At 75.9% G+C, this 21,387-nt stretch carries 17 protein-coding genes; 9 read left to right on the forward strand and 8 right to left on the reverse strand.

The window, feature by feature from the left end; translation table 11 throughout:
- Window positions 1-61 precede the first annotated feature (61 nt).
- The gene (locus tag LQU92_RS13180) at window positions 62-499 is read right to left on the reverse strand and encodes a MarR family winged helix-turn-helix transcriptional regulator (protein ID WP_230781241.1); all 438 of its coding nucleotides are present in this window, start codon (window positions 497-499) and stop codon (window positions 62-64) included.
- 104 nt (window positions 500-603) lie between these two features.
- Window positions 604-3,435, reverse strand: a complete 2,832-nt coding sequence (locus LQU92_RS13185) for an FAD-binding and (Fe-S)-binding domain-containing protein (RefSeq protein ID WP_230781242.1) — start codon at window positions 3,433-3,435, stop codon at window positions 604-606.
- Window positions 3,436-3,608: 173 nt separating this feature from the next.
- Between LQU92_RS13185 and LQU92_RS13190 the strand changes: the two genes are divergently transcribed.
- Both LQU92_RS13190 and LQU92_RS13195 read left to right on the forward strand, forming a co-directional pair.
- Window positions 3,609-3,767, forward strand: coding sequence for a hypothetical protein (locus tag LQU92_RS13190; protein WP_180814649.1), 159 nt, complete (start codon window positions 3,609-3,611; stop codon window positions 3,765-3,767).
- Window positions 3,764-4,360 carry an alpha/beta hydrolase gene (locus LQU92_RS13195; RefSeq protein ID WP_230781243.1) on the forward strand — a complete coding sequence of 199 codons (597 nt, stop codon included), beginning with the start codon at window positions 3,764-3,766 and terminating at the stop codon, window positions 4,358-4,360. Before LQU92_RS13190 ends, LQU92_RS13195 begins: the two co-directional genes overlap by 4 nt.
- 39 nt (window positions 4,361-4,399) lie before the next feature.
- Here the strand turns inward: LQU92_RS13195 and LQU92_RS13200 are convergent, their stop codons facing one another.
- A complete protein-coding gene (locus tag LQU92_RS13200; protein ID WP_147050316.1) occupies window positions 4,400-5,329 on the reverse strand; it encodes a metallophosphoesterase in 930 nt (309 codons plus the stop codon).
- Window positions 5,330-7,489, reverse strand: a complete 2,160-nt coding sequence (locus tag LQU92_RS13205; protein ID WP_230781244.1) for a transglycosylase domain-containing protein — start codon at window positions 7,487-7,489, stop codon at window positions 5,330-5,332.
- Between the two features lie 92 nt (window positions 7,490-7,581).
- On the opposite strand from LQU92_RS13205, the gene LQU92_RS13210 reads away from it, so the two are divergent.
- Genes LQU92_RS13210 through LQU92_RS13220 form a run of 3 tightly spaced genes read left to right on the forward strand, consistent with a single transcriptional unit; the run spans window position 7,582 to window position 9,195 of the window.
- Complete coding sequence (locus LQU92_RS13210; protein ID WP_058859484.1) at window positions 7,582-7,776, forward strand: DUF4177 domain-containing protein; 195 nt, start codon at window positions 7,582-7,584, stop codon at window positions 7,774-7,776.
- A gap of 26 nt (window positions 7,777-7,802) precedes the next feature.
- Window positions 7,803-8,297: a RidA family protein gene (locus LQU92_RS13215; RefSeq protein ID WP_101851827.1), complete on the forward strand. Its 495-nt coding sequence runs from the start codon at window positions 7,803-7,805 to the stop codon at window positions 8,295-8,297.
- Window positions 8,281-9,195, forward strand: coding sequence for an NUDIX hydrolase (locus LQU92_RS13220; RefSeq protein ID WP_230781245.1), 915 nt, complete (start codon window positions 8,281-8,283; stop codon window positions 9,193-9,195). Before LQU92_RS13215 ends, LQU92_RS13220 begins: the two co-directional genes overlap by 17 nt.
- Window positions 9,196-9,295: 100 nt before the next feature.
- On the opposite strand, the gene LQU92_RS13225 is transcribed toward LQU92_RS13220, so the two are convergent.
- Entirely contained in the window at window positions 9,296-9,973 is a 678-nt protein-coding gene (locus tag LQU92_RS13225) for a Crp/Fnr family transcriptional regulator (RefSeq protein ID WP_058859482.1), read from the reverse strand.
- A gap of 272 nt (window positions 9,974-10,245) precedes the next feature.
- Here LQU92_RS13225 and LQU92_RS13230 point away from each other — a divergent pair, with 272 nt between their 5' ends.
- A complete protein-coding gene (locus LQU92_RS13230) occupies window positions 10,246-11,415 on the forward strand; it encodes a MarP family serine protease (RefSeq protein WP_230781246.1) in 1,170 nt (389 codons plus the stop codon).
- A gap of 58 nt (window positions 11,416-11,473) precedes the next feature.
- Here the strand turns inward: LQU92_RS13230 and aroQ are convergent, their stop codons facing one another.
- On the reverse strand, window positions 11,474-11,926 hold the full coding sequence (gene aroQ, locus LQU92_RS13235) for a type II 3-dehydroquinate dehydratase (RefSeq protein ID WP_101851829.1): 453 nt from the start codon (window positions 11,924-11,926) through the stop codon (window positions 11,474-11,476).
- Window positions 11,927-12,014: 88 nt separating this feature from the next.
- On the reverse strand, window positions 12,015-13,964 hold the full coding sequence (gene acs, locus LQU92_RS13240) for an acetate--CoA ligase (protein ID WP_230781247.1): 1,950 nt from the start codon (window positions 13,962-13,964) through the stop codon (window positions 12,015-12,017).
- 175 nt (window positions 13,965-14,139) lie between these two features.
- On the opposite strand from acs, the gene nth reads away from it, so the two are divergent.
- From nth to LQU92_RS13255, 3 genes are all read left to right on the forward strand, one after another.
- Window positions 14,140-15,015, forward strand: a complete 876-nt coding sequence (nth, locus tag LQU92_RS13245) for an endonuclease III (RefSeq protein WP_058859478.1) — start codon at window positions 14,140-14,142, stop codon at window positions 15,013-15,015.
- 62 nt (window positions 15,016-15,077) lie between these two features.
- Complete coding sequence (locus tag LQU92_RS13250; protein ID WP_083529608.1) at window positions 15,078-15,767, forward strand: CoA pyrophosphatase; 690 nt, start codon at window positions 15,078-15,080, stop codon at window positions 15,765-15,767.
- A 112-nt stretch (window positions 15,768-15,879) separates the two neighbouring features.
- Complete coding sequence (locus LQU92_RS13255; RefSeq protein ID WP_230781248.1) at window positions 15,880-19,581, forward strand: helix-turn-helix domain-containing protein; 3,702 nt, start codon at window positions 15,880-15,882, stop codon at window positions 19,579-19,581.
- 10 nt (window positions 19,582-19,591) lie between these two features.
- On the opposite strand, the gene LQU92_RS13260 is transcribed toward LQU92_RS13255, so the two are convergent.
- The gene (locus LQU92_RS13260) at window positions 19,592-21,337 is read right to left on the reverse strand and encodes a bifunctional 3'-5' exonuclease/DNA polymerase (protein ID WP_230781249.1); all 1,746 of its coding nucleotides are present in this window, start codon (window positions 21,335-21,337) and stop codon (window positions 19,592-19,594) included.
- Window positions 21,338-21,387 lie beyond the last annotated feature (50 nt).

Below are 21,387 nucleotides of genomic sequence, written 5' to 3' on the forward strand. Positions count from 1 at the left end.
GAGAGGGGTGGAGGCGGGCCCCGGCGCGGCTCGGCCGGGGCGCGCCGGGGGCAGCCGCGGTTCATCCGGTGCCGGCCGCCGGGCCGGCGGCGACCTTCCGGGCGAGCCGGTGCAGCTCGGCCATCTCCTGCGGGTCCAGCCCGGAGGCCTCGAGCACCCGGCGCTGGACCTCCGGGGCGCGCTCGTGCAGGCGGGCGCCGGTCGCCGTGAGGTGGACGGTGACCCGGCGCTCGTCGGCGTGGCCGCGGCGGCGCTCGAGCAGCCCGGCGGACTCCATCCGCTTGAGCAGCGGGGAGAGGGTGCCGCTGTCCAGGCGCAGGCGGGTCCCGAGGGCGGAGACGCTCTGGCCGTCCTCCTCCCACAGGGCCAGCAGCACGAGGTACTGCGGGTAGGTCAGGCCGAGCCCGGCCAGCGGGGCGCGGTAGGCCGCCGTCGTGGCGCGCGAGGCCGCGTGCAGGGCGAAGCACAGCTGGGCGTCGAGGCGGAGGTCTGCGGGCATGCCATTATGGTGGCACGCAATCCGGTTGTGCACAACCCAAAGCGGTGGGGCGCTGCCCGGACCCGGGCCGGTGCGGCGGAACGCCCCGCACCGGCCCGGGGCGCTCAGCGGGTCGCCTCCTCGAGGTGCTCCAGGACGTGGCGGTAGGGGTGGCCGGTGGCCTCCGTCAGGCCCTGCTCGCACGTGCGGTTCAGGGAGGCGTAGGCGTCGAAGCGGCGGGAGGTCACCTCCCGGGCCTCGGCGGCGGTGGCCGAGGCGGTGAACTCCGGGTGGAGCATCCCGCGGTCCCCGGCGTAGGCGCAGCAGCCCCAGTCCACGGGCACGACGACGTCGTCGCTGATCGCCCGCGCGATGGTCTCGAGGGCGCCGGTGATCCCGAGGTGGGTGCTCGAGCACGTGGGGTGCAGGGCCATCGACCCGACCGGCCGGGTCACGGACAGGCGCCCGAGCAGGCGCTCGGCGGTGAACTCGACCGCGTCCACGAACCGCAGCCCGCGGTGGGCCGGCGAGGCCGCGGCCAGCTCCCGCATGGTCTCGAGGCCCTCCGTGCAGGAGGCGGCGTCGCAGACGACCGGCAGCCGCCCGTGCCGGGAGGCCTCCCACAGGGCCGCCAGCGTCCGCTCGGACATCGTGGCGTAGCCGGTCCGCAGCCCCTTGGACTTCCACGGAGTGCCGCAGCACAGGCTGCCGATGTCCTCGGGCACGGTGACGTGCACACCGGCCCGGTCGCACAGGGCGAGGAACGCCTGGGAGGCGGTGCGCCCGCCGGGCTCGGCGGGGCCGAACATCGTGTTGATGCACGCCGGGAAGAACACCGCCTCGGCCTGCTCGTCGTGGCGCCGCGGACGCGCGGGGCCGCCGGCCGGCAGCGCGTCCTTGTACTGCGGCACGTGCTCGGCGCCCAGCACGGCCCGCGCCGCGGTCGTGGCGGCCCGCGGCAGCGCCGGGGGCAGCGCCTTCGCGGCGGTCAGCCCGAGCCCGGCCCCCGTCGTCGTCGCCCCCCACGCCCGGGCCGCGAGGCCCCAGCCCGCGTCCGCGACCGGGTGCGGGTCCTCGGCGCGCAGCCGGCGCACGAGGTCGCCCGTGTTGATCAGCACGGGGCAGGCGGTCACGCACATCCCGTCCACGGCGCAGGTCTGCAGGCCCTCGTAGTCGTACTCGGCCCGCAGGCGCGCGGCGAGCGCCCCGTCCCCGCGAGCCTCGGCCGCGGCGATCTCGCGGCGGCCCACGATGCGCTGGCGCGGGGTGAGGGTCAGGTCCTTCGAGGGGCAGACCGGCTCGCAGTAGCCGCACTCCACGCACCGGTCGACCTCCTCCTCGACGGCCGGGGCGGTCTTGAGGTCGCGCACGTGGACGGTGGGGTCCTCGTTGAGCAGCACCCCGGGGTTGAGCACGCCCCGGGGGTCGGCCAGGCGCTTGAGGGCCACCATCACGTCGTAGAGCTCGTCGCCGTACTGGCGGCGCACGAAGGGCGCCATGTTCCGGCCCGTGCCGTGCTCGGCCTTCAGGGATCCGCGGTGGCCGAGGACGAGGGCGACCATCTCCTCGGTGAAGCGCTCGTAGCGGGCCAGCTGCGCGGGATCCCCGAACTGCTCGCTGAGCATGAAGTGGACGTTGCCGTCCTTGGCGTGGCCGAAGATCACCGAGTCGCGGTAGCCGTGGGCGGTGAACAGCTCCGTGAGCTGCTCGCAGGTCTCGCCCAGGGCGGGCACGGGGACGACGACGTCCTCGAGCAGCGCGTTGGACCCGGAGGGGCGGTTGCCGGCCACGGCGGTGTAGAGGCCCTTGCGCACGGTCCACAGCGCGGCCCGCTCCGCCGGGTCGTCGGTGAGCTCGGCGGGGGCGGCGAGCTCGAGCCCGCGGAAGACCCCGGCGGCGGCCGCGGAGCGCTCCTGCTCCTCCTCGCGGGTGCGGCCCTGGTACTCCACGAGCAGCGCCGCGTGCTCGGCCACGGCGAGGTCCCGGATCCGGGCGGGCGCGGTGCCGGTGCGCTGGGAGACCCGCAGGGACGTCGCGTCCAGCAGCTCGACCGTGGCCGAGCCGGCCGCCACGAGCTGCGGCACCGACCGGGTCGCGGCGGAGAGGTCAGGGAAGACCAGCAGGCCGGTCGAGACGTGGGGGAGGATCTCCACGGTGCGGAAGGTCGCCTCCGCCACGAAGCCCAGGGTGCCCTCGCTGCCGATCACCAGGTGCTCGAGGATGCGCACCGGCTCGTCGTGGTCCAGGAAGGAGTTCAGGCCGTAGCCCATCGTGTTCTTCATGGCGAACTGCTGCTCGATCGTGCGCACCGAGGCGGGGTCCGCCCGCACCCGGTCGCGCAGCCGCAGCAGCCCCTCGTGCAGCTCCGGCTCCAGGGCGCGCAGCCGCCGGTCGGCGTCGGCGGCGCCGGTGTCCACCGTGGTGCCCGAGGCCAGCACGAGGACCATCGACTCGAGGGTGCGGTAGGTGTTGGCCTCGGTGCCGCAGGCCATGCCGGAGGAGTTGTTGGCCACGACCCCACCGATCGTGCATGCGCTCTCGCTCGCGGGGTCGGGGCCCAGCCGGCGCCCGTGCGGGGCGAGGCGGGCGTTGACCTGGCGCACGGTCGCCCCCGGCTGCACGCGCACCCGCCGGCCGCCGTCGAGGACCTCGACCGCCCGGAAGCCCCGGCGCACGTCGACGAGGACCTGGTCGGTGACCGCCTGCCCGGACAGCGACGTCCCGCCGGAGCGGAAGGTCAGCCCGGCCCCGTGCCGGGCGACCGTGCGCAGCACCGCGGCGACGTCCTCGGCCGTGCCCGGGCGGACCACCGCGGCCGGCTGGAGCAGGTAGTGGGAGGCGTCGTGGGCCAGGGCCCGGTGCTCGAGCTCGGAGTCGACCACCACCGTGCGCCCGCAGCGGGTGCGCAGGTCCTCGAGCAGCGCCTCGTGCGGGCGCGGCGCGGCGGGAGCGGTCATGGGTCCTCCTCGGGTGGGCGGGTCCGGCCGGAGCGGCGCAGGTCACATCCTATGGTATGACCACACGGTCGCGGGATGGGTTCCGGCGGGGATGGTGACGGGCGCGGATCTGCGGGATGCTGGCCGGAGGGCACCGGGGCACCGGGGCCCGCGCCGAAGCGAGGAGGATGACCATGGACCCCATCTGCCCGTCCTGCGGCGGCACGCTGCGCCGGCTGCCGGAGGACCAGTGGCCCGAGGGCGGGCCCGTGCCCGAGGGCACCGTGGAGATGTACCTGTGCGAGCGCACCAACCACCGGATCATCGTGGCGGTGCCCGAGATCAGCGCGTGAGCGGGTCCGCGGAGCCGGAGGTGCGGCGGGTCGTCGTCGTGCACGGCTACGACGCCGCCCCCGGCAGCCACTGGTTCCCCTGGCTGTGCGAGCGGCTGGAGGCCGACGGCGTCCGCGCGGTCCCGGCCGAGCTGCCGGAGCCCTCGTACCCCGAGGCGGGGGCGTGGCAGGAAGCGGTGGGCCGGGCCGTCGGCGCGGTCGACGCGCACACGCACGTGGTGGCCCACAGCCTCGGGTGCGTCACCGTGCTGCGCCACCTCGCCCGGCTGCCGCGGCCCTGGGAGCTGGGCGGGCTCGTGCTCGTGGCGGGGTTCACGGGCCGGCTCGCGGCCGTGCCGCTGCTGGACGGCTTCCTCGCCGGGGACACCGACCTCACGGCCGTGCGCGCGAGCACCCGCCGCCGCCTCGTCCTGCGCTCCGACGACGACCCCACCGTCCCGGCGGCGGCCACCGAGGAGCTCGCCGCGCGGCTGGGCGCCCGGCTGCAGGTGGTCCCGGGGGCGGGGCACTTCTGCGCCGAGGACGGGGTGCTCCGGCTGCCCGCCGTGCTCGAGGCCCTGGTCCCGCGTCCGCGCGGCGGGGCGGGCGCCTGACCCGACCCGGTGCGCGGGGGCGCACGGCGCCCGCGGGACTCAGTCGGTGAGCGTGAGCAGGACGGCCTCCGGCGGGCAGAACAGCCGGATCGGGGCGAAGCGGGAGGTGCCCAGGCCGGCCGAGACGTTGACCGGGACCCCGCCCTGGGTGATCAGGCCCTTGCAGCGGCGGGGCTCGAGGTCGCAGTTGCTCACGAGCGCCCGCCCGCCCGGCAGGCAGACCTGCCCGCCGTGGGTGTGGCCGGCGAGCACGAGGTCGGCGCCGTCGGCCGCGAACCGGTCGAGGGTGCGCAGGTACGGGGCGTGGGCGACGCCCAGGCGCAGCGCGGCCCCGGGGGTGTCCAGGAAGCCGGGGTGGCGGTCGTAGCCCAGGTGCGGGTCGTCCACCCCGGAGAGGTCCAGCACGTGCCCGGCGACCTCCAGGCGCGCGGCCCGGTTGATCAGCGGGGTCCACCCCGCGGCGTCGAAGGCCGCGTGCATGGCCCCGGTGGGCAGCCGCGGGGCCTCGTCGCGGCCCTCCCCGGAGGTGTCCCGCCACAGGTAGCGGAAGGGGTTCTTCGGCCGCGGACCGAAGTAGCAGTTCGACCCGGGCACGTAGGCGCCCCGGAACGCCAGCAGCGGCTCGAGGATCTCCAGCAGCGCCGGCAGCGCCTCCGGGTGGGAGAGGTTGTCGCCGGTGTCCACCACGAGGTCCGGGCGCAGCGCGGCCAGCGAGTGCACGAACTCGCGCACCGCGCGCTGGCCGGGCCACACGTGCAGGTCGGACAGGTGCAGGATCCGCAGCGGGGCGCTGCCCGGCGGCAGCAGCCGCAGGTGCTCGGTGCGCAGCTGGAAGCGGCGGCGCTCGACGACGACGCCCCATGCGCCCAGTCCCGCGCCCGCGGCGAGCCCGGCCCCGGCCAGGGCCGCGGCCGCGCGCAGCGGTCCGGGCACCCGGCCGGGGGTGCCGGGCCGGTCCGCGGCTGCCACCTAGCCGATCTCCTTCGAGCCGTTCTCGCCCTCGAGCACGTCCTCCGAGGGCTTCGCGAAGTCGTCGGTGTCGTAGTCCGGGGCGATCTCCCGCATGAAGCGCTGCCACTGCTCACCGGCGTAGGTCGAGCCGTCGACCCAGTCCGTGTCCGAGCCGCCGGTGCGCCCGCCGATGTTCAGGTCGTTGAGGGAGCGGGAGCCGAGCTCGTAGTTGCCCACCCACGAGGCGGTGGCCAGGCCGCGGGTGTAGCCGAGCATCCACGTCTGGGTGGAGTTGTCGGTCGTGCCCGTCTTGGCCGCCGAGGCCCCGGGCAGATCGATGCCGCGCTTGTAGCCGGAGCCGCGCACCAGCACCTGCTCGAGCACGTAGTTCACGCCGTCGGCCACGTCCTCGCTGATCACCCGCTCGCACGAGGTCTCGGGGATGTCGTAGACCTTGCCGGTGTAGTCGGTGACCTTCTCCAGGGCGCGCGGCTCGCACATCACGCCGCGGTTGGCGAAGGCCGAGTAGGCCCGGGCCATGGTCATGGGGGAGATGTCCACGGAGCCGCCCAGCAGCGAGGACAGGACCGTGGTGTCCACCGGCTCGCCGGTCTTGCCGCTGACGATGCCCAGGGCCTCGGAGATCTCCCCGATGTCGCACAGGTCCATCTCCTCGGCCATCGCGTAGATCGCGGTGTTGATGGAGTTGTACAGCCCGTAGTCCACGGGCATCCTCCGCTCGTAGCCGGGGGAGGCGTTCTGGATCTCGAAGCCCCCGCCGTTGTCGCCGGGCTCGATCTTGTACCCGTTCTCCAGGCAGGAGGCGCGCCAGCGGTGGTCGGCCGGCCACTTCGTCTGCGAGGCGTCGATCTCGTCCTCGACGCCGTTGCCGGCGTCGATCCACGCGGCCAGGGTCAGGGGCTTGTAGGTCGAGCCGACCTGGAAGCCGCCGGCCCCGCCCATCCACGAGTCCACGTTGAAGTTGTAGGTCGTGTTCGACTCGCCCTCGGCCGTGGAGTAGTAGGTGTTCTGGGCCATCGCCACGATGTCGCCGTCGGAGGGCTCGAGGGAGACCAGCGCGGTCGAGACCCCGTCGGGGTTGTCGTCGCGCGGCTGCGTGCGGTTGACCTCCTCCTCGGCCTTGCGCTGGGCCTCGAGGTCCAGGGTGGTGGTGATCTCGAGCCCGCCCAGCTGCAGGGTCTTGAGCCGCTCCTCGGGCGTGTCGCCGAAGGCGGAGCTCTGCAGCACGGTGTTCTGCACGTAGTCGCAGAAGTAGGGGGCGACCTCCGCGGCGGTGCAGCCGGAGTTCGTGGGGTGCAGGTCCAGCCGGATCGGCTCGGCGACCGCCGCCGTGTGCTCCTCCTCCGTGATCGCCCCGGTCAGCAGCATCGTGTCGAGCACGACGTTGCGCCGCTCCTCGGCGGCCTCCGGGTTCACGGCGGGGTCGTAGTAGTTGGGGGACTGCACCATGCCCGCGAGGACCGCGGACTGGGAGATGCTCAGGTCGGAGGCGGGGATGCCCCAGAAGTACTGTGCGGCGGCCTCGACGCCGTAGTTCTGCCCGCCGAAGAGCACCATGTTCAGGTAGCCCTCGAGGATCTCGTCCTTGGACAGCTCCTGCTCCATGGACAGGGCGAGCTTGATCTCCTTGATCTTGTCGGCGTAGCCCTTGTCCCCGCCGATCGTCGTGGCCTCCTCGCCGGCGCGCACCTGCGAGTCGATGATCAGGTTGTTGACGTACTGCTGGGTGATCGTCGAGGCGCCCTGGCGGGCCGAGGGGTTGACGATGTTGTTGCCCAGGGCGCGCACGATGCCGCCGAGGTCCACGCCGCCGTGCTCGTAGAAGTCGCGGTCCTCGATGGCCAGCAGCGCGTCCTTCATGTGCGGGGAGATCTGCTCCAGCTCCACGGGCGTGCGGTTCTGCGCGTAGAAGGTCGCGATCTCGGTGCCGTCACGGGTCAGCACCGTCGAGGCACGGGACATCGGCCCCGCCTCCATCTGGGCGGGGAGGTCCTTGAACCACCCGATGGAGGCGTTGGCGGCGAGACCCGTGGCGGCTGCGGGGGGCACGAGGAGTCCGGCGGCCACGATGCCGGCAACGATGCTCGTGGCGATGAACGCCACGACGTTGCCCAGGGCCGACGGTGCCTGCGTGGCAGGGTTCTTGCGGGAGGCCATTGGGCCAGTCTACAAGCGGGACCCCCGCCTCCCGGGCCGTGCGCTCCGTCACCCGTGCCGCGTCCGGGCCCGCGGGTGGCTACGCTGGGGCCATGACCACCTGGGAATACGCCACCGTGCCGCTGATGATCCACGCCACCAAGCAGATCCTCGACAACTGGGGGGAGGACGGCTGGGAGCTCGTGACCGTGCTGCCCGGCTCGACCCCCGCCGACGTCCCCGCGGGCAACGTCACCGCCCCCGTGCAGACCAACCCGATCGCCTACTTCAAGCGCCCCAAGAACTGACGGCGCCCCCCGACCCGGAGGAGACCATGAGCAACGACCCCCGCACCGGCGCCGTCGAGGCCCGCCTCGCCGAGCTCGGCCTCGAGCTGCCCCCCGTCGCCGCCCCCGTGGCCGCCTACGTGCCGGCCGTGGTGGCCGGGACCTGGGTCTGGACCTCGGGGCAGCTGCCGTTCGTGGACGGGGCCCTGCCGGCCACCGGCAAGGTGAGCGCCTCGGGCGCGCCGGGCACCGTGTCCCCCGAGCAGGCCCAGGAGCTGGCCGGGCGCGCCGCCCTCAACGCGGTCGCCGCCCTGCGCGAGGCCGTCGGGGACCTGGACCGGGTCCGGCGCATCGTCAAGGTCGTGGGCTTCGTGGCCTCCGAGCCCTCCTTCACCGGCCAGCCCGGGGTCGTCAACGGCGCCTCCGAGCTGCTGGGCCGGATCTTCGGCGACGCCGGCGTGCACGCCCGCTCCGCCGTGGGCGTGGCCGTGCTGCCGCTGGACGCGCCGGTCGAGGTGGAGCTGGTTGCCGAGCTCGCCTGAGCGCGCCCCGCGCACCGGGCGGCTGCCCGCCGTCCGCTTCTTCGAGGTCCCCGAACGTCACCGCGAGGCGGCCCGGGCCTGGCTCGAGCGGGGCGCCGGCATCCCCGGCAGCACCCCCGTGCCGGCGGCCGCGGTGGTGTTCGTGCGCGACGGCGAGCACGGGGTCGAGACCCTGCTCACCCACCGCACCGGCAGCTCCTCGCTGGGCCCCGTCGGGTTCCCCGGCGGGCCCGTCGAGGCCCACGACGACGACCCTCTCGACTGGGCCGGGCCCATGCCCCTGGAGTGGACGCGGCGGCTGGGCACCGACGACGTCGGCCGCGCCCGCCGGGCCGTCGTCGCCGCCGCCCGCAAGGCCTTCGAGGAGGTCGGGGTGCTGCTGGCCGGCCCTGACCCCATGAGCACCGTCGAGTCCGTCGAGGGCGCCGAGTGGGTGCGCTCCCGGGAGGCCCTCGCCCTGGGGGACGTGTCCCTCGCGGACGTCCTCGGCCGGCGCCGGCTCGTGCTGCGCTCGGACCTGCTGCGGCCGCTGGCCCACTGGGTCAGCTCGGACTTCGTGCACCGCCGCCACGACGTGCACTACTTCACCGCCGTGGTCCCCGACGGCCAGACGGCGTACCTGCTCGGCTCCCGCGGGACGTGGTGCGGGTGGGTGGACGCGGCCCGCGCCGTGGAGGACCCGCACGGCACCTGGCTGGGCGACCTCGTCGGCCGGCCGGACACCCTCGGGCGGCCCCCGGCCGAGCTGCTGGCCCCCGGCAGCCTGGTCGCGCTCGAGTCGCTGGCCGAGTGCTCCTCCGCGATCGCGTTCCTGGCGAAGAAGCGGCGGATCGCCACCCTCAACCCCGTGCTCGAGGAGCAGGGGGGACGGCCGGTCCTGCGCCTGGACCTCGGCTGAGCCCTGCCCGGCCACGCCCTCCGGGCACGGGAGACGGCCCGTGCACGAGAACGGCCCGGCCGTCCCTCGCGGGACGGCCGGGCCGTTCTCGTGCGCTCGGTCAGCGGCTGCGCTGCTTGAGCCGCTGGAGGTCGAGGATCACCACGGCCCGGGCCTCGAGGCGGATCCAGCCGCGCTGGACGAACTCGGCGAGGGCCTTGTTGACGGTCTCGCGGGAGGCGCCGACCAGCTGGGCCAGCTCCTCCTGGGTCAGCTCGTGGGCGACCAGGATGCCGTCGGTGGCCGGGCGCCCGAAGCGGTCCGCGAGGTCGAGCAGGGCCTTGGCCACGCGCCCCGGGACGTCGGAGAAGACGAGGTCGGCCAGGGACTCGTTGGTCCGGCGCAGGCGGCGGGCCAGGGCCTGGAGCAGCTGGGCCGAGACGTCGGGGGAGCGCTCGATGACCTTCTTGAGGTTCGCGTGCTTGAGCCCCATCAGGCGGGTCTCCGAGACGGCGGTCGCGGAGGTGGAGCGGGGGCTGGGGTCGAACAGCGCCATCTCGCCGAACAGCTCGCCCGGGCCCATGATCGCCACGAGGCTCTCGCGGCCGTCGGCGGCGGTGCGCCCGAGCTTGATCTTGCCCGAGACGATGAAGTAGAGCTGGTCGCCCGGGTCGCCCTCGTGGAACAGGGTCGAGCCGCGGGTGAGCTCGACCTCGGTGAGCTCCTCGGTCAGCGCGGAAAAGGCCTGGTCGTCCAGGGACGCGAAGAGCGGGGCGCGGCGGAGGACGTCGATGTCCATGGTTCTCCTCAAGATCTCGCCCGCCCCGGGCGGTGCCGGCGGGCAGGTGTGCGGCGGGGCCGGCCCGCACGGGAGTGTGAGCGGCCTGACTGTCCTGCGGTTCACTGTAGTGTCTCCGGCGCGCGATTCCCAAGGACCGGGCCCGCGGGCCGCCGCGGCACCCGGGCCGGGCAGCTCCCGGAACGGGGGCGCAGGGACGGTCCACGGTTCTCCCAGAGGCGCTCCCTATGCTGGGGTCCCGTCCCGTCCGTCCCCTCCCGCGGAGGAAGCCGATGTCCCCGACCCTCAACCTGCTCGACGTCCTGCTGGCCGTCGTGCTCCTGGGCTACCTTGGCTTCGGGTTCCGCCGGGGCTTCTTCAACTCCCTCGGCTCCCTGGCCGGCTTCGTGGTCGGGGCCGTGGCGGCCTTCACCACGGCCCCGTGGGTCAGCGCCCAGGTCGACCCGCAGTACCGGGTGGGCGCGGTGCTGGCCGCGGTGCTCGTGCTGCTGGTGCTCGGGCAGGTGCTGGGCGGGCTCGTGGGACGGGCGCTGTCGGCCGTGACCGAGCGGATGCGGCTGGGCCCGCTCAACCGGGTGGCCGGGGCGCTGCTCGACGTCTCGGTGGCCGCCCTCGTGCTGTCCCTGCTGGCCTCGTTCGTGGCCCAGCTCGGGATCCCGTCCGTGTCCCAGCAGATCGCCTCCTCCGCCGTGCTGCGGGCCATCGACGAGCACACCCCCGGCCCCGTGCGCTCGGCGGTGACCGAGGCCCGGGAGGCCGTGGACGGGGCCACCGGCATCCGGGAGCTCGACGCCCTGCTCTTCCCTGCCCAGGAGGCCCCCGAGCAGAGCGCGGACAGCCCCGCCCTCCAGGAGGCGGGCCGCTCCGTGGTGCAGGTCTACGGCACCGCCGTGCAGTGCCGGCAGAACCAGACGGGCTCCGGGTTCCCCACCGCGCCGGGCCAGGTGGTCACCAACGCCCACGTGGTCGCCGGGGTGCAGGAGCCGGTCGTGCAGACCCGCGACGGCGCCGTGCACACCGCCTCGGTCGTCCACTACGACCCCGCCGCGGACCTCGCGGTGCTCTCCGTCCCGACCCTGGACGTGCGCCCGCTGCCGCTGGGCCGGGACCCCGCCCCGGGCGACCTCGTCGCGTTCATGGGCTATCCCCTGGGCGGGCCGTTCAGCGCCGGCTCGGCCACGGTGCAGGGCACCGCCCTCGCCCCGTCGCAGGGCGGGGCCGGCGGCGGGACCATGGAGATCATCCAGGTCGCCGGGCGCGTCCAGCAGGGCAACTCCGGCGGGCCGCTCGTCGCCCAGGACGGCACCGTGGCCGGGGTCGTCTTCGCCAAGGCCCTCGAGGGGCAGGTCGGCTACGCCCTGACCCTCGGGGAGCTGCGCGCCGCCCTCGACGCCGCCGCCGGGCGGACCCAGGCCGTGGTCCCCGGCACCTGCGCCGCCTGATCCCGCGGCCCGCTCCGGCCCGCCCGGGGCGCTCCGCGGAGGGGCGGACACCAGCGGGTCAGGTCCCGGCGGGCTCCCCGAGGGTGCGCAGCAGCCAGTCCAGGGCCAGCTCGTAGCCCTGCGCCCCGGCCCCGGCGATGACGGCGTCCGCCTGCAGCGACACGTAGGAGGTGTGCCGGAACGCCTCCCGCCGGTGCACGTTGGACAGGTGCACCTCCACGACCGGCAGCTCGGCGGCCTCGAGGGCGTCGTGGACGGCGATCGAGTAGTGGGTGAGGGCCGCCGGGTTGATCACGATCGCGGCCCCCGCCGTGCGGGCCTCCTGGATCAGGTCCACGAGCACCCCCTCGTGGTTGGTCTGGTGGAAGGCGACCTCCCACCCGGCGGCGCCCGCCCGGGCGCGCACGGCGGCCTCGATGTCGGCCAGCGTCGTCGTCCCGTAGACCTCCGGGCGGCGGGTGCCGAGCAGGTTCAGGTTGGGGCCGTTGAGCACGTAGATGGGTCTGCGCATGCCCCCGATCCTGCCAGAGCCCCGCCCCGGACGCGCCGGAGGGCGGGGAACCGGCCGGTTCCCCGCCCTCCGGGCGGTCCTGCGGGGCCTACTCGGCCAGCGAGTCCACGATCTGCTGCATCACCGTCTGGTCGGCGAGGGTCGAGACGTCGCCGACCTCGCGCTCCTCGGCCACGTCCTTGAGCAGGCGGCGCATGATCTTGCCCGAGCGGGTCTTGGGCAGCTCGGGGACGATGAGCACCTTCTTGGGCTTGGCGATCGGGGAGATCTCCTTGCCCACGTGCGCGCGCATCTCCTCGGCGAGCTCGGCCTTGTCCCGGCCCTCGGCCTCGGCCTGGTCGGAGAGGATGACGAACGCGATGACCGCCTGGCCGGTGGTCTCGTCGGTCGCGCCCACGACCGCGGCCTCGGCGACCGACGGGTGGGAGACCAGCGCCGACTCGATCTCCGGGGTGGAGAGGCGGTGGCCCGAGACGTTCATGACGTCGTCCACGCGGCCCAGGATCCAGACGTCGCCGTCGGTGTCGCGCTTGGCGCCGTCCCCGGCGAAGTACATGTCGCCGAAGCGGGACCAGTAGGTGTCCACGTAGCGGTCGTCGTCGCCCCAGATGGTGCGCAGCATCGCCGGCCACGGCTCCCGGACCACCAGCAGGCCCGACTGCTCGTTGCCCAGCGGCTTGCCCTCGTCGTCGACCACGTCGACCTTGATCCCCGGCATCGGCACCTGCGCGGAGCCCGGCTTGGCCACGGTGACGCCGGGCAGCTGGGAGATCATGATCGCGCCGGTCTCGGTCTGCCACCAGGTGTCCACGATCGGGCAGCGGCCGCCGCCGATGACGCGGTGGAACCAGGTCCAGGCCTCCGGGTTGATGGCCTCGCCCACGGTGCCCAGCACGCGCAGCGACGAGAGGTCGTACTCGGCCGGGATCTCCTCGCCCCACTTCATCATGGTGCGGATCGCGGTGGGGGAGGTGTACATGATGCTCACCCCGTACTTCTGCACGATCTCCCAGAACCGGCCGCGGTGCGGGGAGTCGGGGGTGCCCTCGTAGATCACCTGCGTCGAGCCGTTGACCAGCGGCGCGTAGGCGACGTAGGAGTGGCCGGTGACCCAGCCGACGTCCGCGGTGCACCAGTAGACGTCCGTCTCCGGCTTGAGGTCGAAGACGTACTTGTGGGTGAAGGCGCCCTGGGTGAGGTAGCCGCCCGTGGTGTGCATGATGCCCTTGGGCTTGCCGGTGGTGCCGGAGGTGTAGAGGACGAACAGCGGGTCCTCGGCGCCCTGCTCGGACGGGGTGTGCTCGGTCGAGGCGGCGTCGACGACGTCGTGCCACCACACGTCGCGGCCCTCGGTCATCCCGACCTCCGCCTCGTTGCGGCGCACCACGAGCACGTGCTCCACCGAGGAGCCGCCCCGGGAGAGGGCGTCGTCGACGGCGGGCTTGAGCATCGAGGGCTTGCCCCGGCGGAAGGAGCCGTCGGCGGTGACGACCAGCTTCGCCTGCCCGTCCTCCACCCGCGAGCGCAGCGCGTCGGCGGAGAAGCCGCCGAAGACCACGGAGTGGATCGCGCCGATCCGGGCGCAGGCCAGCATCGCGATGACGGCCTCGGGGATCATCGGCAGGTACAGGGCCACGCGGTCGCCCTTGACCACGCCGAGGTCCGCCATCGCGTTGGCGGCCTTCGAGACCTCGTCCTTGAGCTCGGCGTAGGTGTAGCTGCGGCTGTCGCCGGGCTCGCCCTCGAAGTGGATGGCGACCCGGTCGCCGTTGCCGGCCTCGACGTGGCGGTCCACGGCGTTGTAGCAGGCGTTGAGGGTGCCGTCCTGGAACCACTTCGCGAACGGGGGGTTCGACCAGTCGAGGACCTCGGTGAAGTCCTTGGACCAGGTCAGCAGCTCGCGGGCCTGGCGGGCCCAGAAGTCGGTGCCCTCCGCCTCGGCCTGCTCGTAGAGCTCCGCGCCGGCGTTGGCCTGCGCGGCGAACTCGCGGCTGGGGGCAAAGGTCGTGGTCTCGACAGGAGCGGTCTCCGATGCCATCTGGCGTCCCTTCGTCGTGGCGCGCCGCGCACGGGCCGGAGCGGTCCCCGGCTCCGTGTCGCAGCTCACAGAATGTCGCTTTTCACCCTAGACGATGGACCGGGGCGCTTCCACAGCGGCCACGCCGCACGGGGTCACGGAAGCCGCCCGGCGGGCCCCGCCTAGAATCGGGGGCATGGCCGCCGCGACCCCCGTCCCCCCGCCCGCCCACCTGCGCGCCGTGGACCCCGCCCGGGCCCGGGCCGGGGCCGCGCGGCGGCGGCGGACCGGCGCCGCGGAGACCCCGCTGGCGCGCAAGCGCCGGGCCCGCCGGATCAACGCGGTGCTCGCCGAGGCCTACCCCTACGCGGTCGCCGAGCTCGACTTCGAGAACCCCTACCAGCTGCTCGTGGCCACGGTGCTCTCCGCCCAGACCACCGACGTGCGCGTCAACGCCACCACGCCCCGGCTGTTCGCGGCCTGCCCCACCCCCCGCGCGCTCGCCGAGGCCGACGAGGCGCAGGTGGAGCAGATCGTGCGCCCCCTGGGGTTCTACCGGGCCAAGACCCGGGCGATCCGCGCCCTCGCCCAGCGCATCGTCGACGACTTCGACGGCGAGGTCCCCGGCCGGCTCGAGGACCTGGTGACCCTGCCCGGGGTCGGGCGCAAGACCGCCAACGTGGTGCTCGGCAACGCCTTCGGGGTGCCGGGCCTCACGGTCGACACCCACTTCGGCCGGCTCGCCCGCCGCTTCGGCTGGACCGGGGAGGAGGACCCGGTGAAGGTCGAGCGCGACGTCGCGGAGCTGTTCGAGCCCCGCGACTGGACGGACCTCTCGCAGCGGCTCGTCTACCACGGGCGCCGGGTCTGCCACGCCCGCCGCCCGGCCTGCGGGGTCTGCCCGGTCGCCGACCTGTGCCCCTCCTACGGGGAGGGTCCCACGGGCACGGCCGAGGCGGCCGCGCTGCTGAAGTACGAGTTCGCCCCCGGCCGCGAGGCGCTGCTCGAGGGCTACCTCGCCGGGCGCACCCGGGCGCAGCTGCGGGCCGAGGGCTGGGAGCTCGCCCCGTGAGCCCCGCCCACGACGCCTACCAGGACCTGCTGCGCGTGGCCCGCGACGGCCACCTGCTGACCATGGAGGACCGGGAGCCCTGGCGGATCGGGCGGATCGAGCCGGACTACCGCCGCTCGGCCGTGCTCATCCTCTTCGGCGCCCTCGACGAGCTGCCCTCCCGGGCCCGGGGCGGGACCGAGGGCGTGGGCCGCGACCTCGACGTGCTGCTCGTGCAGCGGGCCGCGACGCTGCGCTCCCACCCCGGCCAGGTGGCCTTCCCGGGCGGACGCCTGGACCCGGAGGACGGCGACCCCGAGGAGCGCCTGGACCTGCCCGGCGGGACGGTCAGCGCCGCCCACGTGCGCGCCGCCCTGCGCGAGGCCGAGGAGGAGACCGGTCTGGACCCGCGGGGCGTGGAGGTGCTCGGCGCCCTGGCCCCCGTCCCGCTGCCGGTCTCCAACCACCTCGTGACCCCGGTGCTCGCGTGGTGGCACGAGAGCTCCCCGGTGGACGTGGTCGACCACGCCGAGAGCTCGCTGGTCTTCCGGGTGCCGGTCCTGGACCTGCTCGACCCCGCCAACCGCCACTACGCCGGGGTGACCCGCGGGTCGCAGACCTACCGCTCGCCGGCGTTCACCGTCCCGGTGCCGGGCACCTCCGGCACGGTCACCGTCTGGGGCTTCACCGGCGTGCTCCTGGACCGGGTGCTCACCGCCCTGGGCTGGGCGGTGCCGTGGGACACCCGGCGGGTGCTGCCGGCCCCGCTGTGACCAGGGCCGCCGTCGCCACCACCGGCCGGGCGGCGCGCCGGGCCCCGGCGCGTCCGGGGGGCCCGCGGCCACTACCGTGGGAGCTCCCCCGACCCATCCGAGGAGGTGCCCGGTGAGCCCGTCCGACCCCGGCCGGCCCCCGCTGGCCGAGCAGCTCAGCGCGGCCCGCCGCCGCCGCGGCCTGTCGGTGCGCGCCCTGGCCGCCGCCTCGGGGCTGCCGGCCAGCACCATCCAGGGCTGGCTCAGCGGCGCGCACCTGCCCGGCCCGGGCCTGCGCCGCGAGTTCACCGCCCTGCTCGAGGCCCTGGGGCTGACCGAGGAGCGCCCCGCCGGGCAGTGGTGGGCGGACGTGGCCCGCGCCCGCACCCCGGCCCAGCCGGCGACGACCCCCTACGTGGGCCTGCGCGCCTACCGCCCCGAGGACGAGGCCCACTTCTTCGGCCGCACCGCCGAGGTCGCCGAGCTCGGCGAGCGCGTGCTGGCCCTGGCCGGCGCCCCGGGGCCGCGGCTGCTCGCCGTGGTGGGCGCCTCCGGGGCGGGGAAGTCCTCGCTGCTGGGGGCCGGGCTGCTCGGCCGGCTGCGCGCCCCGGGCGGGCCCCTGCACGGGTGGACCGCGGCGGCGACCACCCCGGGCCGGGACCCGGAGGGGCGCCTGGACCGGGCGCTCGACCAGGACCCGCGGCTGCTGGTCGTGGACCAGCTCGAGGAGCTGTGGACGGACTCGCAGGACCCGCAGCGGCCCGGGCGGGTCCTGGACCGGCTGGCCGGGGCGGCTCGCGACCGGGTGGTCGTGGTGGGCCTGCGCGCCGACTTCTACGGCCGGGCGAGCCGCCACGCCGGGCTGCGCGCCGCCCTGGAGCGGCCCGTGCTGCTCGGGGCGCTGGACCGGGAGCAGCTGCGCCGGATCGTCGTCGGCCCCGCCGAGGCCGTGGGCGCGCGCGTGTCCCCGGACCTCGTCGAGGTGATCCTGCGCGACGTCGCCCCGCGCGGGACCGGCCCCGACGTGGGGCTGCTGCCGATGCTCTCCCAGGCGCTGCTGAGCACGTGGGAGCACGCCCGCAGCCGGGAGCTGACGGTCGCCGACTACCACGCGGCCGGCGGGATCACCGAGGCCGTGGACCGGCGCGCCGAGGAGGTGCTCGCGGGGCTGGGCCCCGACGGGCAGGAGGCGGCCCGGGCCGTGTTCCTGGGGCTCGTGCGGATCGTGGGCGAGGGCTCCGCGCGCAGCACGGTGGTGCGCACCCCGGTGCCGCGCGACCAGCTGCCCGAGGGCGGGGAGGCCGTGGTCGAGCACTTCGCCCGGGCCCGGCTGCTGACCCTGGACCGGGACGAGATCCAGCTCGCCCACGAGGCGCTGCTCGAGCACTGGGCGCGGCTGCGGCGTTGGATCGAGGACAGCCGCCGCGACCTCTACGTCCGCCAGCAGCTCCAGCGCGCGACCCGCATGTGGCTGGCCAACGACCGCGACCCCCTGGCCCTGATCCCCCTCGGGCAGCTCGCGTCCTTCCGCGACTGGACCGGGGACCCGCGCCAGCAGGCGCTGCTGAGCCCGGCCGAGCGCGAGTACCTCGAGGAGAGCGAGCGCCACTACGACGACGCCCTCGAGCGGGAGCGGCGCAGCGCCCGCCAGATCGAGCGCAGCGGCCGGATCGGGCTGGTCCTGCTGGCCCTGGCCATGTGCGCGGCCGTGGTCGCCGGGGCCCTGTTCCTGCGCGCCGAGAACTTCCAGCACCTGGCCGAGACCGCCCGCGACGAGGCGCTCTCGCGCCAGACCGCCCTGGAGGCCTCCCGGATCCGGGCCGAGTCGCCGAACCTCGCCGCACAGCTCGGGCTGCTGGCCTCCCGGCTGGCCCCCACCCGGGAGGGGGCCTCCGCGCTGCTGGACTCGACCGCCGTGGCCGTCCCCGAGCGGCTGCTGGGCCCGGAGGGCGCCTCCCGCCTGGCCGCGCTCGACGACGGGTCCGTGCTGGCCCGCGCCGCCGAGGACGGGACGCTGTCCGTGTGGCGGGGCGCCGGGCGGCTCGCGGAGGACCGGGAGGAGCTCTCCGTGGTGGAGGGACGGCCCGGACTGCGGGACGTGGACCTGGTCCGGCAGGGGGAGCGGGTGCTCGCCGCCGTCGGCGGGGAGGGCCACCTGAGCCTCTGGGACGTCACGCAGGCCCCGGCCCGGCGCCTGGCCGCGCTCGAGGTCGGCGCCGGCACTCCCGTGGAGGCGGTCGTGCTCTCCCCGGACGGGGAGCAGCTGCTGGCCGGCGGCGCGGGGCAGGTGCTGCGCTTCGCCGTCGAGGACCCCCGCGCCCCCGTCCGGCTGCCGCCCCTCGAGCTCGCCGGCGACGGGGCCGTCCCCGCCCTGGCCGCGGGGGCCGACGGCACCGTCTACGCGGCCGGGCCGGGCGAGGCCGTCGAGCGCTTCGCGACCGGCGGCGACGGGGTGCGGCGGCTGGAGCCCCTGCCCACCGGGCGCCCCGTGCTCTCCCTCGACGTCGACGCCGACCGGCTCGCCGCGGGCCTGGCCGCCCGCGAGGTGCGGCTGTTCACGCTGGAGGAGGACGGCCGGGCGGAGCCGGCCGGCTCCCTCGACGGCTTCGACAGCTGGGTCAGCGACGTCGACCTCGTGCCCGGCGGCGAGCGCATCGTCTCCGCCAGCTACGACCAGCGCGCCTACGTCCACCGCCTCCCGGACCGGACCCGGGTGGAGGTCTACCCGACCCCGGCGCGCGTCACCAGCGCGGTGGGCCGCGGCGACACCGTGGTCACCGCCTCCCAGGACGGGGCGACGCGCGCCTGGGACCGGCACGGCCCCGTGGTCCACCGCCGTGACGAGCCGGTCTACCAGCTCTCCGCCGACGAGGACGACACGCTGCTGAGCGTGGTCGGGATCGGGGAGGACGTCATCACGCTGCTGGACCTCACCGGGCACCGGCCCCGCGAGCTGCCCGCCCCGCGGGCCCCCGAGGGGGAGCGGCTGTGGTTCGCCGGCGCGCTCGCCCCCGACGCCTCCTTCCTGGTCGGCGGCACGGAGGACGGCGACGCGCTCGTGTGGCCGCTGCGGGAGGGCCGGCCCGGGGAGCCGGTGCGCGTCCCGGCCGTGGACGCCGGGGTCACCGGCGCCCGCACCACCCAGGACGGCACCACGATCGTGGTCTGGTCCGAGGTCGGCACCCGCATCGCGCTGCTCGAGCGCGAGTCCTCCGGGGCCGTGCGCCGCACCGCGGAGCTGCCCGTGGCCGGGACCGAGGCCGCCGGCTTCTCCGCCTCGGGCCGGGTGCTGGCCACCGCCGACGGCACCGGCGACGTCGTGCTGTGGGACCTGACCGGGCCGGAGCCCCGGCGGGCGGCGACGCTCGAGCTGGACTCCATCGTCACGGCCCTGGCCTTCGCCCCCTCCGGGGAGCGCGTGGCCGTGGGCACCGAGAGCGGCAGCGTCGAGCTGTGGGACCTCGCCGACCCCGACGCGCCGCGGCGGGAGTCCTCGTCCGCGGACGCGCTGTCCTCCGTGAAGGGGCTGCGCTTCTCGCCCGACGGCGAGGTGCTGGCCGGGGCGGCCGCGGACCGCTACGTGTGGCTGTGGCGCCCGGGGCAGGACGGCGGCCTCGAGGTCGTGGGCGCCCTCTCGGCCTCCGGGGACCGGATGAACGACGTCGAGTTCCTCGGCGACCGGCTGCTGGCCACCGGCGACGACGGCGCGGTGCGCGGCTGGATCTTCGGCGTGCAGCGGGCCGCCGAGCACATCTGCGCCACGCGCGGGGACCCGATCACCGACGAGGAGTGGCGCCGCCACGTCCCCGGCGCCGACCCGCGGGCGCTGTGCTGAGGCGCCGGGCTCACTTCGCCTCGGCGTAGGAGCCCACGACCGCGACCGTCACCGGGAACTCCACCGGGATCCGGCCGAAGACGATCCGGCCGGCCTGCGCGGCGGCCTCCCGCACGAGCCGCGCGGCCCGGTCGGCGTCGGCCTGCGCGCAGTGCAGCACGATCTCGTCGTGCAGGAAGAACACGAGCCGCGCGTCCAGGCCCCCCCGCACCAGGGCCGTGCGCAGGCTCCCCAGCCAGCACAGCGCCCACTCCGCGGCCGTGCCCTGGACCACGAAGTTGCGGGTGAACCGGCCCTGCGCGCGCGCCAGCGCCCCGGCGCGGCGCTCGCCCTCGGCGGTGCCCGTCTCCCGCTGGGCGGCGTCCCACTCCGGGCCCGGGGGCGGGGACCACCGGCCCAGGTGGGTGCGGACCTGCCCGCCGGTCTCCCCGACCCGGGCGGCGCGCTCCACGTAGTCCACGGCGCGCGGGAACATCCGGGCCAGGTGCGGCATCAGCCGCCCGGACTGCCCGGTGGTGGCCCCGTACATCGCCCCGAGCATCGCGAGCTTGGCCTGCGGGCGCTCGGTGAGCTCCGAGCCGCGCTCCTCGCCGAGGTCGGCGATCGCCTGGTAGAGGTCGCGCCCGCGGGAGGCCGCCGCGAGGGCGTCGTCCCGGGCGAGGGCCGCCAGCACCCGGGGCTCGAGCTGGGCGGCGTCGGCGACGACGAGCACCCGGCCGGGATCGGCGCGCACGGCGTCGCGCACCACGTGGGGGATCTGCAGGGCGCCGCCTCCGCGGGCGGCCCAGCGGCCGGTGACGACCCCGCCGACGACGTACTCGGGGTGGAACCGGCCCCCGTGCACCCAGGTCTCCAGCCAGTGCCAGCCGTTGGCCCCGAGCAGCCGGGCCTGCTTCTTGTGCTCGAGGACGGGCTCGACCAGCGCCTGCCGCCGGGCCGCCAGCGACGGGACCGACCGGGCCCACTCGACCAGCTCCCACTGACGGGTGCTCGCGACGTCGACCCCGGCCGCGCGCAGGGCCCGCAGCAGCTCCTGCGGGGAGTCCGGGTTGAGACCGGGCGCGTGCAGGACCTCGCGCACCCGCTCGACGGTGCGCTCCATCCGCTCGGGCCGCCGCCCCGGGGCCGGCTCGGGGCCGAGGGCCTCGGCGAGGATCCGCCGGTGCACGTCCTCCCGCCACGGGAGGCCCTCGTGCTGCATCTCCGCGGCGACCAGCGCCCCCTGCGACTCGGCGGCCAGCAGCACGGTCAGCCCGCGGGGGTCGGCGGCCCCGGCCACGGCCGCGAGCTGGGCCCGCAGCTCCGCGGCCAGCACCGCGGTCCCGGGCCCGGCGGCCCGGGGCAGGTCGAAGAGCCCCGCCTGCTCGGGGCCCGGGCGCGGGGGCGGCAGCAGCCCCGGCGCCTCGTCCGCGGGCAGCGGCTCGAGGACGGGGCGGTAGGGCAGCGGCCCGCCGGTCCCGGAGCCGTGGGCCGTGGCCGCGGTGGCGAGGACGGCCTGGACCAGGCGCAGGTCGTGGCAGCGCTCCACGCGCACCCCGGCGGCCAGCAGCCCCGGGTAGACGGCCGCGGTGCGCTCCCAGGTCCAGCGCGGCGGGGTCGTGCCCGCCTGCTGGGCGGCCGCCTCGTGCTGCGCGACGACGCCCGGCAGCCCGCCGGCGGGCACGGTGAGCTCGGCGCCGTCCGGCTCGCCCGAGCCGGTCAGCACCTGGAGCCGGTGCCCGCCGGCGGCCTCGTCCGCCGCCACCACGATGTGCATCCGCCCATTGTCCGGCACGGGTCCGTCATCACAGGCGCGCGCCCCGCCCC

Origin of the sequence: Kocuria sp. LUK, from assembly GCF_021012935.1 — a bacterium.
In the GTDB taxonomy this organism is placed as follows: Bacteria; Actinomycetota; Actinomycetes; order Actinomycetales; family Micrococcaceae; genus Kocuria; species Kocuria flava.